Origin of the sequence: Segatella copri (genome assembly GCF_019127135.1) — a bacterium.
Lineage (GTDB): Bacteria > Bacteroidota > Bacteroidia > Bacteroidales > Bacteroidaceae > Prevotella.
The window spans coordinates 14905-32806 of sequence record NZ_JAHOEA010000030.1 but is presented as its reverse complement, the minus strand read 5'-3'; the positions used below and the strand labels follow the sequence as shown (position 1 = coordinate 32806).

At 44.5% G+C, this 17902-nt stretch carries 10 protein-coding genes; 8 read left to right on the top strand and 2 right to left on the bottom strand.

The genetic code is table 11. The features are described from left to right. Window positions 1–115: 115 nt before the first annotated feature. From KSW37_RS09180 to KSW37_RS09165, 4 genes are all read left to right on the top strand, one after another. Window positions 116–760, top strand: coding sequence for an ATP-binding cassette domain-containing protein (locus KSW37_RS09180; RefSeq protein ID WP_022121165.1), 645 nt, complete (start codon window positions 116–118; stop codon window positions 758–760). Continuing rightward, entirely contained in the window at window positions 757–1956 is a 1200-nt protein-coding gene (locus KSW37_RS09175; protein ID WP_217314371.1) for an FtsX-like permease family protein, read from the top strand. Before KSW37_RS09180 ends, KSW37_RS09175 begins: the two co-directional genes overlap by 4 nt. A 276-nt stretch (window positions 1957–2232) precedes the next feature. Beyond that, window positions 2233–5565: a TonB-dependent receptor gene (locus KSW37_RS09170; RefSeq protein ID WP_217314372.1), complete on the top strand. Its 3333-nt coding sequence runs from the start codon at window positions 2233–2235 to the stop codon at window positions 5563–5565. A gap of 272 nt (window positions 5566–5837) precedes the next feature. Further along, window positions 5838–9044, top strand: coding sequence for a TonB-dependent receptor (locus tag KSW37_RS09165; RefSeq protein WP_217314373.1), 3207 nt, complete (start codon window positions 5838–5840; stop codon window positions 9042–9044). An 82-nt stretch (window positions 9045–9126) separates the two neighbouring features. Here the strand turns inward: KSW37_RS09165 and KSW37_RS09160 are convergent, their stop codons facing one another. Then, window positions 9127–10440 (bottom strand): serine hydrolase domain-containing protein, encoded by a 1314-nt coding sequence (locus KSW37_RS09160; protein WP_217314374.1) that lies wholly within the window; start codon window positions 10438–10440, stop codon window positions 9127–9129. Between the two features lie 130 nt (window positions 10441–10570). On the opposite strand from KSW37_RS09160, the gene KSW37_RS09155 reads away from it, so the two are divergent. Beyond that, the gene (locus KSW37_RS09155) at window positions 10571–11704 is read left to right on the top strand and encodes a metallophosphoesterase (protein WP_217314375.1); all 1134 of its coding nucleotides are present in this window, start codon (window positions 10571–10573) and stop codon (window positions 11702–11704) included. Between the two features lie 262 nt (window positions 11705–11966). Then, window positions 11967–12572 (top strand): epoxyqueuosine reductase QueH, encoded by a 606-nt coding sequence (locus KSW37_RS09150; protein WP_217314376.1) that lies wholly within the window; start codon window positions 11967–11969, stop codon window positions 12570–12572. Between the two features lie 64 nt (window positions 12573–12636). On the opposite strand, the gene KSW37_RS09145 is transcribed toward KSW37_RS09150, so the two are convergent. Beyond that, window positions 12637–14301: a formate--tetrahydrofolate ligase gene (locus tag KSW37_RS09145; RefSeq protein WP_217314377.1), complete on the bottom strand. Its 1665-nt coding sequence runs from the start codon at window positions 14299–14301 to the stop codon at window positions 12637–12639. A gap of 192 nt (window positions 14302–14493) precedes the next feature. On the opposite strand from KSW37_RS09145, the gene KSW37_RS09140 reads away from it, so the two are divergent. Both KSW37_RS09140 and pflB read left to right on the top strand, forming a co-directional pair. Next, window positions 14494–15183: a thiamine phosphate synthase gene (locus KSW37_RS09140; RefSeq protein ID WP_217314378.1), complete on the top strand. Its 690-nt coding sequence runs from the start codon at window positions 14494–14496 to the stop codon at window positions 15181–15183. Between the two features lie 376 nt (window positions 15184–15559). Next, a complete protein-coding gene (gene pflB, locus KSW37_RS09135; protein WP_217314387.1) occupies window positions 15560–17806 on the top strand; it encodes a formate C-acetyltransferase in 2247 nt (748 codons plus the stop codon). Window positions 17807–17902 lie beyond the last annotated feature (96 nt).

Genomic DNA, 17902 nt, shown 5'->3' with positions numbered 1-17902 from the left:
AAAAGGGTAAAAAGAACCTCCCTCCTCTGCGCCCCCGTTCCTAGCGATTCTATCGCTAGTCCCCCAAAAAGTCCTAATTTTAAAGGTAAAAGATTAAACATTAAACATAAAAAAAGTGGAAAAGATTCAGCTTCATTCCGTTCTCCCACAGGTTTTTGCCCAGCGCAACGACCTGAATTCGGAGATATGGAAGCAGGATGTTACCTTCGAGAAAGGTCATCTTTATCTTATCGAGGCAGAGAGTGGCAGCGGAAAGAGTACTTTCTGCAGCTATGTGCTCGGCTATCGTCACGACTACAGCGGAAGCGTGATGTTCGACAATGATGTTACCGCCAACTATAAGGTGAAAGACTGGGTAGAGATGCGCAAGCGTCACATCAGCCATCTCTTTCAGGAACTCCGTCTCTTCCCTGAGCTTACTGCCCTGGAGAATGTAGAAATCAAAAACAAGATAACCGGATTCAAGACGCGTGAGCAGATACTGAAATGGTTTGATATGCTCGGTATTGCTGATAAGGTAGATGCCAAAATCGGCAGAATGTCGTTCGGACAGCAGCAGCGTGTGGCAATGATGCGTGCGCTCTGTCAGCCTTTCGATTTCATTCTGGCTGATGAGCCTATCAGTCACCTCGACGACAACAATTCGCGCATCATGGCAGATATCATGATGACCGAAGCGAAGGAGCAGGGGGCTGGCGTTATCGTAACCAGTATAGGTAAACACATGGACTTAAACTATGAACATATATTTAGATTATGAATTTGGTTTGGAAATTATTGCGTCAGCATATCAGCATACCTCAGTTTGCGGGCTTTGCCTTCGCCAATCTCTTCGGTATGCTCATCGTTCTTTTCGGCTTTCAGTTTTATAAAGACGTGCTGCCTGTCTTCACTCAGCAAGACAGTTTCATGAAAGCCGACTACCTCATCATGAGCAAGAAGATAGGTATGGGAAATACCATCAGCGGCCGTTCCAATACCTTCTCGGGTTCTGAAATCGATGAAATCGGCGACCAGAAGTTTGTAAAGAAGATAGGAAAATTCACCTCTACTGAATATAAGGTAGATGCCCAGATGGGTGTAAACGGCGTGAACGTTCTGAATAGCGAACTCTTCTTTGAGAGTGTGCCTGACGGTTTTGTTGATGTGCCGCTCAAGGACTGGAAATATACGCCGGGAACTCAGGAGGTGCCAATCATCCTCCCGCGTACCTATATTAATATGTATAACTTCGGTTTCGCCCAGAGTCATTCGCTCCCTAAAATCAGCGATGGACTGATGGGCATGATTGATTTCAATATCCAGATTCAGGCTGGCGGCAAGAAAGAGCAGTTCAAGGGAAAGGTTATCGGTTTCTCTTCGCGACTCAACACCATCCTCGTTCCACAGGCTTTCATGGACTGGAGTAACCAGGAATTTGCGCCAAACCAGAAGAGCGATCCTAACCGCCTCATCGTAGAGGTAGGAAACCCGGGAGACGAGAACATCACTAAATACCTGGATGATAACGGTTATGAGGTAGAGACAGACAAACTGGATGCAGAGAAGACTACCTATTTCCTCCGCATGATGGTATCGATGGTGATGATTATCGGTTTGGTTATCTCCGTTTTGAGCTTCTACATTCTGATGCTCAGCATCTATCTGCTGGTACAGAAGAACTCTTCTAAGTTGGAGAATCTTCTTCTGATAGGTTACAGTCCGAACAATGTAGCAAAACCATATCAGGTGCTCACCATCGCGCTGAACATCGTGGTACTTGTTATCGCGTGGATCATCCTCTTCTTCCTCCGCGATTACTACATGGGCTTCATCGAAACCCTCTTCCCTGATATCGACGAGGGCACCATGCTCCCAGCCATTGCTCTAGGTCTGCTCCTGTTCCTGATAGTTTCTATCCTGAACATCGTAGCCATCCGTCGCAAGGTGATGAGCATCTGGCAGCGGAAGGAGTAAGGCATCTAGCCTCCGTTCCAGGCGATTCCATCGCCTGTCATAAAAGCTCAGTCCCCGCTTTTAGCCCCGAAAAAACTATAAGCAACCCCTCGCTATAAATAACAAATTAAAAGAAATCTGCGTTATTTGCTTAACGCAGATTTTTTTTATGTTATAAAACACTATTTTTCATGTTTTTGTAACAAATAAAAGCAATTTTTTTATTACTTTTGCAACCGATAACAATATAAGAGGGGGCATATCCCCAAGTTTTAATAATTTTATATAATAAAAGGTATGCAGAAAAGATTGCATTTATTAGTGGCTTTGCTGGCCTTTATGGTATCCACAGCAATGGCGCAGATAACTACATCTAGCGTTAGTGGTAAAATTACAGCTAATGGCGAAGACGTCATTGGCGCAACAATTAAGGCTGTTCACCAACCTTCTGGTACAGTCTATCGTGCAGTGACCAACATCGATGGTCGCTATTCTATTCAGGGTATGCGCCCGGGTGGACCTTATGTTCTGGAAGTAACCTACGTGGGTTACAAGAACAAGCAGGTAAAGGGCATTTCTCTTTCTCTTGGTCAGAACACAGTCTTGAATGAAACTTTGGCTGAAGATGCTGCTCAGTTGGAAGACGTAGTGGTCGTGGCTGATCGCAACAACAACATGCGCACCGACCGTGCTGGTGCTACAACAAGTATTAATGCTGACCAGATTGAGGCTGTTCCTACCGTATCTCGTAGCATGAACGACCTCTTGAAGTTGACTCCTCAGGCTTCTACCGTAGGTGGTTTCTCTGTTGGTGGTGGTAACTTCCGTCAGAGCTATGTAACTGTAGATGGTGCAGCATTCAACAATGCTTTTGGTATCGGTTCTAACCTTCCTGGTAATGGCTCACCAATCTCACTTGATGCATTGGATCAGATTTCTGTATCTTCATCTCCTTTTGATGTCCGTTTGAGTGGTTTCACTGGTGGTGCTATTAATGCAGTAACCAAGAGCGGTACCAATCAGTATAAGGGTTCTGCTTATATGTATACTACCAATTCTCATCTTAAAGGTAACAAGGTGGATGATTACGAGTTGACCCGTCTTCAGTCTCATACTACTACTTGGGGTGCAACTGTTGGTGGTCCTATCATCAAGGATAAGTTGTTCTTCTTCGTAAATGGTGAATATGAAGTTCAGATGGCTGCTGGCCCTTCGGCTGTGGCTCGTGCTTCAGAAAACGATGCATGGAACTTCTCTTCTGGTACAGTACATCGCCCTACAGTAGGTGATATCAGTACATTGACAAATTTCCTTTCCAGCAAGTATGGATATAACCCAGGCCGTTATCAGGGCTATTCATTGGATACTCCTGCCTACAAGATTTTGGCACGTTTGGATTGGAATATCAATGAGACAAACAAGTTGAATTTCCGTTTCTCTCGTTCACATTCAAAGGATTCTAATGCTCCATCGTCTTCAACCAGTCCTTTCTCAACCAATGCACTCTATTTGGGAGGTGAAGGAATTTCTGCAGGCAAGGGTAATCGTACTTCTAATTCGGCAATGTATTTTGAAAGTGCGCGTTATTGCAAAGACCGCAACTTTACCTCTTTTGCAGCAGAATGGAACTCAAAGTGGGGCATCGTCAACAATGCTTTACGTTTGACATACTCTTTTCAGGATGAGCCTCGTTCTTACACAGGTGGTGTATTCCCTACAGTAGATATTTTGCAGAACGGCTCAGATTATCTCTCATTCGGTCCTGATGTCTTTACTGCCGGAAACTTAGCTCAGGTGAAGACTTTCGTTGCCACCGATGAGGCTTCTTTCATGATTGGAAAGCATAATTTCCTGGCTGGTGTTCAGTATGAAACCAATGAGGCTCTGAATGGATTCGGTGCTGCCATGAATGGTTACTATGTTTATAATTCATTAGATGAATTCATGGCTGGAGGTCAGCCTTTTGCCTATGGTATTACCTATCCGTTCAATGGTACAGAACCTTTCCATGCTAAAATGAAGTATAATCAGTTCTCTGCGTATGTACAGGATCAGATTAACTTCTCTGACAGATTCCGCATGACTGCCGGTATCCGTATGGAGGCTCCTATCTATCCTGAGTTGAAGAACAATTATAATGCTAAGTTTGCTGACCTGAAGTTCAAGATGGCTGATGGTTCTGAAGTAAGCTATACAACAGATCAGTTGCCTGATGCTCCTGTCACAGTTTCTCCTCGAGTAGGTTTCAACTGGGATGTTCTCGGCAATCAGAAGGTCGTACTCCGTGGTGGTACCGGATACTTTATCGGTCGTTTGCCTTTCGTATGGCTCGTTTCTGCTGTGTCTAATTCGGGTTGTGGTCAGTATCAGTACTCCTATATTCAGGGGGATGGTAAAGCAACTCCAACTTTTGGTGAGATTTCTAAGTTCTATCCTACAGTTGCAGAGCAGTTGTCTGACAGCGGCTTATCTCTGCCTAAGGAGCCAAATGCTGCACCTCAGACTCCAACCATCATCGATAAGGACTTGAAGATGAATGCAACATGGAAGTCATCTCTGGCTGTTGACGTGAAGTTGCCATACGATATCAATTTCTCTGTTGAGGGAATCTATAGCCGTGATTTCAACCCATCTGTAGTTACCACTCAGAACTATTACTGGGATGGAAAGAAGACCATTACTTTGAGTCCAGAGGATACTCGTCATTATCTTACATGTTCAAATAAATCGGTGACACCATATTTGATTACAAATGCTGGTCACAAGGCACATTATGAATCTTTGACATTCTCTTTGGCAAAGAAGTTTGACTTTGGTCTCGACCTCTCGGCTTCTTATACCATGGCACAGGCGAAATCATATGGTGACGGTATTGGCGACCAGGTAACTTCTGCCTATAAGAACAACCGTTATTCTGTGAATGCCCATAATGATAAGGAAATCGGTTTTGCAAACTATGTTGCTCCTAACCGTTTGCTGATTACTGCCAGCTATTCTAAGGATTATGCTAAGCATTTCGGTACAATGGTTGGTTTGGTATATGAGGGAACTAATTTTGGCTATGATCCATATGCTGCAACAAGATTCTCATATACATTTGCTGGTAATGTAGTGAACGATTATAAGGGCTCTAACAGCTTGCTTTATGTTCCAGCAAGTCGTGAGGCGCTTGATGCCTGGAACTTCTCTGACTATATTTATACTGATGCTAAAAAGCAGAAGCAGACTTATACAGCAGAACAGCAGAAGGATGATTTCTGGAACTATATCAATCAGGATTCTTACCTGAAGGGACGCAAGGGTAAGTATGCTGAGCGTGGTGGAGCCAAGATGCCTTGGCATCATCAGCTGGACTTCAAGTTTGCACAGAACTTCTACATGAATGTAGCTGGTCAGCGCAATACATTGCAGTTTGGAGTTGATATCAAGAACCTGGCAAACTTGCTTAATAGCAACTGGGGTCTTTACAAGAAGGTTGTTAACAGTTCTTTGTTGAAGTATGACTCTAAGAAAGAGTCTTTCCAGTTCCAGCGTAATGGTTCTGAGGCTTTGACCAAGACATTCACCAACTACACAAGCTTCAACTCTACCTATTCTATCCAGTTCTCTATCCGTTACATCTTTAACTAATGGGTGAGTTTTGGAAATCAGAATCTGTGTAGATTATCGTACTATACATTAGTATAATATCATTCCGATGCACTTCTCTTTTTCGAGGGAAGTGCATCTTTTTTTTCGTTTATTTGCATCTTTTTGGTATATTCTATCATTTTTCTCTGTTTTTTGCTTGTTGTTTCAAAAATAATGTTTATATTTGCAACATATTTGTTTATAAGAGTGAATGCACACGGTACGAGGTGCGCGGTTCTCTCTTTATTTATTCACAAAAGAATCTAAACAACATGCAGAAAAGATTGCAACTACTTCTAGCTTTGCTCGCCTTCGTGGTGACTTCAGCAATGGCTCAGATTACCACTTCGGGCATTAGTGGTAAGATTTCTTCCAATGGCGAAACCGTTATTGGGGCTACAGTTACTGCTACACACCAGCCATCTGGTACAGTGTATCGTGCTGTAACAAATGTAGATGGTCGCTATACTATTCAGGGTATGCGTCCAGGTGGTCCTTACAAGGTAAGTATCTCTTATATCGGATATAAGGACAAGGTTTTCAACAATGTCAGTCTGAACTTGGGTGAAAGCCAAAATCTCTCTTGCTCTCTTCAGGAAGATGCCAAGCAGCTTCAGGAGGTTGTTGTTTCGGGTAAGGCTGGTCTGAATGGTACGAAGACCGGTGCGGCCATGAGTATCAATGCTCAGCAGATAGCTGATATGCCTTCTATCTCGCACAGTATTGCGGATGTGGCTCGCCTGAATCCACAGCTTACTACAAACGGACAGTCTGGTTCTATGTCATTTGCCGGTATGAACAACCGTTATAATTCATTCCAGATTGATGGTGTGATGAATAACGACGTGTTCGGTCTTACTGCTAATGGCAGTAATGGTGGTCAGGCAGGATCTCAGCCTGTTTCTATGGAGACTATTGACCAGATTCAGGTAAATATCGCTCCTTTCGATGTTCGCCAGGGTGGTTTTACCGGTGGTGCCATCAACGCGGTAACCAAGAGCGGTACCAATGAATTCCATGGAAGTGGCTATTTCTATGGTAACAACCAGGATTTGGTAGGTCGTCATTATAAGAACATGGACGGAACCTATGCTCAGCCTTATGATGATGAGAAGGAAACTTTGTTCGGATTTACGCTCGGTGGTCCAATCATCAAGAACAAACTCTTCTTCTTCGCAAACTATGAGAATTCAGAAAAGTCGTACCCAACTCAGTATACCATCGATTCTCCAGATGTTAAGTTTAATCCAGATCTGGCTAAAGACCTGATGTCTAAGATTTACGACTTGGCTAACCGTCAGGGTTATGATTATGCTACTTCATGGGCAGATAAGGATAAGAACGTGAAGAGCCAGAAAGCTGGTTTGAAGTTGGATTGGAATATCAACGAGTTCAACAAGTTCTCTGTACGTTGGAGTTATGTTGATGCTAAGCAGACGCTTGGTCTGGGTGGTATTGCTACATTGAATACTACCGACCACTTGTATGATTTCACATCTAAGACTCATTCTTTCTCAGCTGAGTTACAGAGCCGTATCTCTCCAAACCTGAGCAATGAGGCACGTGTATCTTACGTTCGTGTTCGTGATGAGCGTACTTCTGGTCAGCCAGCGCCATCTATCACTATCTATAAGGTAGGAAATGGTACCGTGAATATTGGTAATGAATATTCTTCTATGGCTAATGGATTGAATCAGGATATCTATACCCTCGAAGATAACTTTACATGGTACAAGGGTAATCATACACTGACATTCGGTACACATAACGAGCTTTACAAGTTCTCTAACCTCTTCCTTCAGAATCTCTATGGATGCTATTATTTTGATACTCCAGACGATTTCCTGAATTATTACAATGGTTGTGGAGCTGATGGCTTGGGAGGTGATGGTAAGTATATCAAGAACTTCTACTTCACACAGGCTAATGTTGAGGTGACAGGTAATCCTCGTTGGGCACCAGAGTTTAGCGCAGCTCAGCTGGGCTTTTATGTACAGGACAAGTGGGATGTAACAGACAGTTTCCAGCTTACCTATGGTCTCCGTATGGATATGCCTCTGTTCTTTGATACTCCTGCCGAGAATGCAAAGTTCAATGAGTGGGCAGCAGGTAAGGGATATGGTTTCAAGACAAATCAGAAACTTGCCAGTACACCAATGTGGAGCCCTCGTGTAGGTTTCCGTTGGGATATTGAGAAGAACCGCAAATATATCCTTCGTGGAGGTATCGGTGTATTCACTGGTCGTATTCCTTTCGTTTGGTTGAGCAATAACTTTACGAATACTGGAGTACAGACTTCTTCTTATTCTGCATCTAAGAATTCAGCTGTGCAGCTTCTGCTGGATCCTAACAAGCAGATACAGAATGCAAATAATCTGAAGGCTACCGGTAGCCAGCTGATTAATGTGTTTGACAAGGATTTCAAGTTCACTCAGACTATGCGTGTTAACCTTGGTTTCGATTTCAATCTCCTGGGTATCGAATGGACTGCTGAGGGTATCTTCAGCAAGAGTCTGAATGATGTTTATTACAAGAACTTGGCTTATGAGGAGTCTGGTAAGACCTTGTCTCAGACCTCTTACATGAACTGGGATAACCGTCCTCTTTATACAAAGGTGGCAGATGCTAAGTCGTTTACCAACATTTATGCAATGTATAATACCAGCAAGGGCTACAGCTACAGCCTGTCTTTGTCTGCAGCTAAGCACTTTGCGTTCGGTCTTGATCTGAATGCATCTTATACATTCACTCACTCAGAGTCTGTAAGCAGTATGACCTCATCTGTTGCTCAGAGCAACTGGCGTAATACTCATACTTATCGCTTCTCAAACAACCCAGAGTTGGCTAATAGTGGTTATAATGTGCCTCATACAGTGAAGGCTTCTGCTTTCTATCACTTCAACTGGGGAACCAACAAGTTGTTTACCACTACAGTAGGTCTTATCTACCAGGGTCAGAGCGGTTCTCCTTACTCTCTCGTTTATAGTGGAGATATCAACGGAGATAATGGTACAAGTAATGACTTGATTTTCATTCCTACAGATGCGCAGGTAGACCAAATGCAGTTCTTGGGTACTGATGCTTATACTGCTGAGCAGCAGCGTGCTAATTTGAAGCAGTGGCTTGCTACTACTCGTTATGTGAAGGATCATCGTGGTGAGTACTTCGAGCGTTATGGTGCTAACTTGCCGTTCGAGAGTCATTTCGATTTCCACTTCGGTCAGAAGTTTGGCATCCGTACAGGTAAGTATGTACATGCTTTGGAACTTACTTTGGATATCATGAACGTGGCTAACCTCCTGAACAAGGATTGGGGGCGTACCTTCAGTAGTGGTTATAACAGCGAGTTTATTTCTCCGATCACGTACAAGGGTGATGGTGTATTCCAGTTCGCTAACCCATCAGATATGCCTCTCAAGTATCCTAGCTCATACTACAGCCGCTGGCGTGGCCAGGTTGGTTTGAAGTATACATTCTAAGGTATATATGAATCGGGATTAACAAAGCATTAATATAAAAAGAGGGTGAATCATTAACTTATGATTCACCCTCTTTTTGGTTTTATAAGAACAAGTCTTTCTTTGGCATGTTTGCCATATATTTCTTTCTCAGTTTCTCGAAGAAAGCCATTGTATCGTTAGAGAAACCATGTCCCTTCCAGGTGGATGTGTTCGTGATGAGAATCCAGCATTGGTTATCCGGATATTTCAGAATGATAGCAGATGTGCCTGCCAGCGAACCTGTACGAATCCATGGCTTGTTGCGCTTAGGTGTATAGTTCCAGCCGATGGAATACTGATGGTCGGGCTGATCGGTTGTCATAAACTGGATGCTCTTTTTGCTCAGGATATCCTTGACATGTGGCAAACCATCGATGCTGGCAATAAAGCGGCTCAACTCTGCAGCCGAACCACACCAAGCACCTGCACCCGAGAGACGTGGAAGGTCGGTATCTCCATAGCATTTCTCTACCAGTCGTCCACTGTTGTTGTATTCATACACAGGAATGCTGCCCTGGTGCATGTAGTACTTCGTCTCGTTAGGTCGGCGGTCCTTTAAGTAAGTGCCGGCAATGTGCATGTCGTAGCATCCGGCTGGGTTGAGCACATACTTCTGCATGAAGTTTTCATATTTCATTCCGCTCTTCTTCTCGATAATCATGGAGAGAATCATGTAGCCCAGATTGCTGTAGCATTTGCCTTCGCCAGGAGTATAACCCAAGTGGCGCTTCAAGAGAATCTTGAGCAGAGTAGGGTGATCAGGTGGCGTTTTGAGATGGTTCTGCATCATGATGTAGCGGGTGGAAGATACCGGGTCGCCGGCATAATTGTTGAAACCAGCCTGATGGCGCAGCAGCTGTTCTACGGTGATGTCGTAATATCGCTGGTCCTTGATACTGTTGTTGTAAACGGTATCGCGCAGGATTCCCTTTTCGCCAAACACCTTCTCGTTCAGTTTGAGTTTCTTCATCTCCTGCAACTTCATGATACCTACGGCTGTAATCAGTTTCGATACCGAGGCGAAGCGCATCAGCATGTTAGGCTCCATTCTGATGCCTCGCTCCTTATCAGCCATTCCGAATCCGCGGGCATAGAGTAGCGAGTCGTTGCGGGTGATGACGAGTTGGGCTCCATTGATTTCCCATCTCTTGAGATACCTTTCTATTACCGAGTCCATCTCATGATATTCCTTCCCCTCTGTCAGGGCATTTGAGATGGAATCGTTGATGTGAGCCTTAGGGAGCGAATCTGCCGCCTTGTTCTTGTCTGATGCTGATGTACAGCGAGATACACAGCTGTGTGTAGTCCATCCTACGATTGCCGTAAAGGTAAGCAATATGATTGCTATGCGTTTTTTTCTTAGTCTTCTTGCCATTTTATTTAATTTTTCATGTGCAAAGATACTGCAATCTTCTCAAAAAACAAAACATTGAAAATATATTTAAATTTATTTTGTATTGTCTCTGAATTATCGTACCTTTGTACCCAGTTTATAAAGAAAAACAATGAAGAAGATAATAAAGAAGGTATTAAGATCCATATTCTATATAGTAGTCATGTCGGTTCTGGCATTCCTGCCCGACTTCTGGCTTTGGCACATTGGGGTGAGTGAGTGGCCTTTGCTGCTAGCCATCTTATGGTGGGTTCCCTCGTTGTTACTTGTTCTTGCCGAAGTGGGGTTGCAGATGGGGTTCTTCCATAAGTTGTCAGTCCGTGTACTCTTTACCACGATACTTTTCTCGGCATTCCCTAAGGTTGTCTTCATCCTGTTCGATGCATTTCTTCCTTGGTTCTTTGCTCTGATTCCTGCTTTGGGTGTAATGGGTTGGTTTGCCTTCGGCTTTATAGAGGGTTGGAAGCGGTTGGAACTGAAACATATTACCTTTACCTCGCCCGACTTGCCACCTTATTTTGATGGTTACCGGCTGGTGCAGATTACCGACTTTCATCTCGGCTCGTTTCCTCCCGGCAATGATTTCGTGCAGAAGGTGGTGGATGCGGCCAACAATGAAGAACCCGATATGATTCTCTTCACGGGCGATCTGGTCAATAACCAAGCCAGCGAAGTGGAGCCTTATCTGAAGACGTTGGGGCAGCTTCATGCCCAAGATGGTATCTATTCTATCTGGGGCAATCATGATTATTGTGAATATGGCAACAATCATTCTATAGGCGCTTTGAAGAGAAACCGACGTATGCTATATGGTTATCAGGAAAGTTTGGGGTGGCATCAGCTGATGAACGAACATCATGTGGTGAGTCATGGTATGGCATCTATTGCTGTAATAGGCGTAGAGAATCCCGGTCAGCCTCCTTTCACCAATCGCAGTAATCTGAAGAAAGCGATGAAGGGGGTGGATCCAGATATGTTTAAAATCCTCTTGAGTCATGATCCTCATCATTGGCGCAGAGAAGTAGTTGGTAAGAAGATACAACTTACGCTGGCGGGACATACGCATGCCGGACAATTGAAAATAGGTAAATGGACGCCTGCCCGTCTGGCTTTCAAAGAGTGGGGTGGAGCTTACCGCATTGGTGAGCAGATGCTCTATGTATCATCGGGTATTGGTGGGTCTTTTCCTTTCCGCCTAGGCGCATGGCCCGAACTGACCGTTGTCACGTTAAAGCGTGATTTATGAGGCAAGTAGATGACATAACTGGTGCTAAAGTGTTAAAACATAGTTAAATATTAGCTGTTTGAACCATTGTGAAGAAAATAATGAGTTAAAAATTTGGTGGTTCGAATTAATGTTGTAACTTTGCACTAGTTTTCGCATATATTTGGGCAAATGGGGGGTGTCGTGAGATTGTACTCCATTTGTTTTTTTGAAGCAAGGCGAAAATACTTCGTAACAGAAGTAGCTGTTCACATTTTAAATTTTACATTTAATATTGATAATAATGAAGATTCCTGTAGAAGAACAATATAAATACGTAAAACTTACTCTCCCGGATGGAAGCAAGGCTGAAGGTCAGGCTGTCTTGTTGCACGCCTGTTGTGCACCTTGTTCGTCGGCCATTGTAGAATGTATGCTTCGTAATGGCATGAAGCCTACAGTATATTTCAGTAACAGTAATATCTATCCTCAGCAGGAGTATGATGTGCGTAAACATGAACTGAAACGATTTCTGGAAGCCCAGAATGTACCCTATGTAGAGGATGAGTATGATCATCAGGAGTGGCTTTCTGTTATCAAGGGCTTAGAGGATGAACCCGAACGTGGCAGCCGTTGTTCTGTCTGCTTTCTGTTCCGCCTCTCTCATGCAGCCAAGTATGCGCAGGAGCATGGATTTCACCTTCTCACCACCACGTTGGCATCTTCGCGCTGGAAGAATATCAAGCAGATTGATACTGCCGGCCATCTTGCCGTTGAGGCTTATCCTGATGTAGAATGGTGGGATATGAATTGGCGGAAGGGTGGTTTGCAGAATCGCCGAGGTGAACTCTTGAGAATCAATGAATTCTATAATCAGTTATATTGTGGTTGTGAATTCAGTATGAGATAAATGAAAAAGCCCAGGACATCACGCCCTGGGCTTTTTTTATATGAATCTGTGAAATTTGTAGTGCTTATGAAAGACCTGTAATCTCACCGTTTACTACATCAATGCGCTCAGCCTGTGGGCTCTTTGGCAAACCTGGCATACGCATGATAGGACCAGCGATGACTACAATCATCTCGGCACCCATATTCACTGTGATGTCGCGAACGTGAAGCTCGAAGCCTTCTGTAGGACCGTATGCCTTGGCATCAGTAGAGAAACTGTACTGAGTCTTGGCAATACAGATAGGGAACTTTTCGGCACCCAACTTCTTGATTTCTTCAATCATCGCCTTGGCAGAATCGCTCAATGTTACGCTGCCTGCACCATAGAGGTTGAAGGCAACATCCTCGATTTTCTTCTCCACTGGCTCATCGTCATCGTAGGTGAAGTAGAGAGGAGCAGATGGATGCTCATCGATGGTCTTCACAACGAGCTCTGCCAATTCCATCGCACCCTTGCCACCTTCGGCAAAGGCACTGTTGACTGCGAATCCGCAACCCATCTCTTCGCAATGCTTGCGCAATACATCGATTTCCTCATCGGTATCAGTAGCAAACTTATTGAAAGCGATGACTACAGTTTGACCAAAGCTCTGGAGATTCTTCACATGCTTGTCGAGGTTCCAGTAACCGGCTTCCATACCAGCTACGTTAGGCTCCTTGATGTTCTCCAGAGCTACGCCACCATGCATCTTCAAAGCCTGGAGAGTAACGACGAGAACAGTAAGGTCTGGTTGCAAACCAGTCTTGCGGCACTTGATATTGTAGAATTTCTCTGCACCGAGATCTGCACCGAATCCTGCCTCTGTAATGGCATAGTCGCCATACTCAAGAGCAGCAGCAGTAGCCATGACGGAATTGCAGCCATGAGCAATGTTGGCAAAAGGACCGCAATGAACAAATGCCGGTGTACCCTCTGTTGTCTGAACCAAATTTGGCTTCAAAGCATCGAGAAGGAGAGCAACGATACTGCCACCTACACCCATATCCTTTACGGTAAATGGCTTGTCATCCTCGGTGATGCCCAGGAGGATGTTATCTATACGGCGACGAAGATCATCGATGCTTGTTGCAAAACACATGATAGCCATGATTTCAGAAGCAGGAGTGATATCGAAGCCTGACTCTGTCTCGATGCCGTTCTTATCGCCGATACCGGTGATGATGCGGCGGAGACCACGGTCGTTTACGTCCATCACACGGCGCCAGAGAATCTTCTTCAACTTGAAACCCTCTGCCTCGTGCTGGAAACGATAGTTGTCCAGGAGGGCAGCAATCATGTTGTTGGCCTCTGTAATGGCATGGAAATCGCCAGTGAAATGGAGATTAATCTTATCCATAGGCAAAACCTGGGCGTAACCGCCACCTGCAGCACCACCCTTCATGCCGAAGCAAGGTCCGAGAGATGGTTCACGCAAGGCAACGACAGCCTTCTTGCCAATCTTCTGCATACCCAGGGCGAGACCCACGGATACGGTGGTCTTGCCATTACCAGCCTTGGTAGGACTGATAGCGGTAACGAGGATGAGATGATGGTTCTTAAACTTGTTTCTGTCAATTCTGTCCGTAGTAATCTTAGCGATGTAACGGCCGTAGTTTTCCACTTGGTCTTCGTGAATTCCAAGTTCTGCTGCCACTTCATTGATAGGGCGCAATTTTACTGATTTAGCTATTTCAATATCTGTTAACATAAAATAAATAGTTTTATGGTGCAAAGGTACAGAAAAGTATTCATATATTAAAATAAGAAAGTATAAAAAAACAAAATAAAAAAAAGGAAGACTTTCCCCATTTCCAAATGACGAAGTTTAAAAAAGGTAAATTGTAGGATTTTGTCGTGTGAATGTAGTACCTTTGCAAGCGGATTTTAGATTTTAGAACGTATGAACAAGTCTTTAGCATTAGCTCATTTTCAGACGAGCTTTCAGTTTATCACGCATCAGAACGAGCGCTTCTCTTATCTCGAAGGTGCCTATCTGGCACTTATCGGGGGATGTAGTTGGGTTCAGCTTCGTATGAAGGGTGCTACCGATGAAGAGGTAGAGCCTATTGCCCGTAAGTTGAAGTTGGCTTGTGAGGGTGCCGGTGCAACCTTTATTCTCGACGACCGCGTAGAACTGGTGAAGAAGTTACAGATAGATGGTGTACATCTTGGCAAGAACGATATGCCGGTTGATGAGGCCCGTAAGTTCCTGAGTGATGAATTCATTATCGGAGGCACAGCCAATACTTTTGATGATATTCGCCGTTTACATGAACAGGGGGCTGATTATATCGGTTGCGGTCCGTTCCGCTATACCACTACCAAGGAGAAACTCTCTCCGGTGTTGGGCATAGAGGGTTATCACCAGATTGTTGAGCAGATGAGGGAGCATAAAATCTCTCTGCCAATGGTAGCTATCGGAGGCTTGACTCCAGACGATATAGATCCGCTTGCAGAATTGGGCATCGGTGTAGCTATGAGCGGTACAATTCTGAATGCTGAGAACCCTGTTACCATGACACGTCAGGTTCATGAGAAGTGCTTCGGATTATGTCTCGAAAATTTCAATCATTTCTTTGAGAATCAGTAGAATGATACTCATAAATGATGATTTTGCATAGAAAAGAGAAGAAATTTTAGGTTTTTCTTCTCTTTTCTCATTTTATTGTTGTAACTTTGCATCCGCATTGCAAAACTGTTGCAAGCCAATTACAAATAATGAATTTAAAAGACATGAAATTAATAGTGGGAATTAACTTAGGAAATATAGGAAAAACAGATGCTGTCGGAAAGAACGATAACATCATGATATACGCACCTTCAAATAAAGGTGCTTAAAAACCCGGGCACAAACGTGTTCGGGCTTTTTTATTTTACTATATATAATAGGTGTAAAACCAACTCAAAATAGATAGTGTGTGCAAAATATATAATTATTAACTTTATAAAAAAAAGGTATTAAAATGATGAAAACAGAATGGAGAGGTTTCAAAGGAAACATGTGGCAGAGTGAAGTGAATCTTCGTGATTTCATTCAGAACAACTACACTAGCTACGACGGCGATGAGTCGTTCCTTGCAGAACCAACTCAGGCAACTAACACCCTTTGGGGTATGTTGAAAGAACTCCAGAAGGAGGAGCGCGCCAAGGGTGGTGTGCTTGATATGGAAACAGAAATTGTTTCAGGATTGACAGCTTATGGTGCTGCTTATATCGGTGAGGGTACCAAGGATTTGGAGAAAGTGGTAGGTCTTCAGACTGATAAGCCTCTGAAGCGTGCCTTCATGCCATACGGTGGTATCAAGATGGCGGAGCAGGCTTGTACTACATACGGCTATCAGCCATCTGAGAAGCTTCACGAAATCTTCCACAAGTATTGCAAAACTCATAATGATGGCGTATTCGATGCTTATACTCCAGAGATGAAATCCGTTCGCCATAACCACATTCTTACCGGTCTTCCTGATACTTACGGTCGTGGACGTATCGTAGGTGACTACCGTCGTGTGGCTCTCTATGGTATCGACTTCCTCATCGAGGAGAAGAAGAACGACCTCGCTAACATGGGCGATCGTGAGATGATTGACGAAGTAATCCGTCTTCGTGAAGAGGTTTCTATGCAGATCAAGGCGCTCAAGGGCTTGAAGGAGATGGCTCAGTTGTATGGTTACGACATCTCTCAGCCAGCTAAGAACGCTCGCGAGGCTGTTCAGTGGTTGTACTTCGGTTACCTCGGAGCTGTGAAGACTCAGAATGGTGCTGCGATGTCTGTAGGTCGTATCTCTACATTCCTCGACATCTATATCCAGCGCGACTTGAACGAGGGTACTCTTACCGAGGATGAGGCTCAGGAACTTATCGACCACTTGGTCATGAAGTTCCGTATGGTTAAGTTCGCCCGTATTCCTTCTTACAACGAGCTCTTTACCGGTGACCCAGTTTGGGCTACTCTCGAGGTAGGTGGTATGGGTCAGGATGGCCGCTCAATGGTTACCAAGAACGATTTCCGTTTCCTCCACACATTGGAGAACATGGGTCCTTCACCAGAGCCAAACTTGACCGTACTCTATAGCTCTCGCTTGCCAAAGGCATTCAAGCACTACGCTTCTCTGATTTCTGTAAAGACAAGCTCTATCCAGTATGAGAACGACGATGTAATGCGCCCAGTTTGGGGTGACGACTATAGCATCTGCTGCTGTGTATCAGCTACACAGACAGGTAAGGAGATGCAGTTCTTCGGTGCACGTGCCAACTTGGCTAAGTGCTTGACCTACGCTGTTTCTGGCGGTGTTGACTCAAAGACACGCGAGCAGTGCGGTCCTAAGTATCGCGCCGTTGAGGGTGATGTATTGACATACGAGGAGTTCATGCCACGTTTCATGGATATGATGGACTGGTTGGCTGGCGTTTATGTGAAGACATTGAACCTCATCCACTACATGCACGATAAGTACTTCTACGAGGCGGCAGAGTTGGCGCTCATCGATACTGATGTTCGTCGTACTTTCGCTACAGGTATCGCAGGTTTCAGCCACGTAGTTGACTCTATCTCAGCTATCAAGTATGCCAAGGTAAACATCGTCCGTGATGAGACCGGTTTCCCTCTCAGCTTCAAGACCGAGGGCGACTTCCCACGTTACGGTAACGATGATGAGCGTGCTGATGAAATTGCAGTATGGTTGCTCAAGACCTTCATGAACATGATCAAGAAGCATCATACATACCGCAATTCTGAGCCTACTACATCTATCCTGACTATCACATCAAATGTAGTATACGGTAAGTACACCAGCAACATGCCTGATGGTCGTCCAGCCGGTGCTCCTTTGGCTCCAGGTGCTAACCCATCTTACGGTGCAGAGAAGAACGGTCTTTTGGCTTCATTGAACTCAGTAGCTAAGTTGCCATACGAGTATGCTCTCGATGGTATCTCTAATACTCAGACCATCAGTCCAGGTGCTCTCGGCCACAACGACGAGGAGCGTGCCCAGACATTGGTAGGTGTATTGGATGGTTACTTCAACCAGGGTTCTCACCACCTGAACGTGAACGTATTCGGTATCGACAAGCTCAAGGATGCTATGGAGCACCCAGAGAAGGAAGAGTACCAGAACTTCACCATCCGTGTAAGTGGTTACGCAGTTAAGTTCATCGACTTGACACGCGAGCAGCAGCTCGACGTAATCGCTCGTCAGGCTCACGAGAGACTCTAAGGAAGTGAAGAATGAAGAGGGAAGAGTGAAGAATTCTCTTGTCTCTTTGTAACATATAGATTGCCCGCTAGATTTTCTTTCCGAGGATATTTAGCG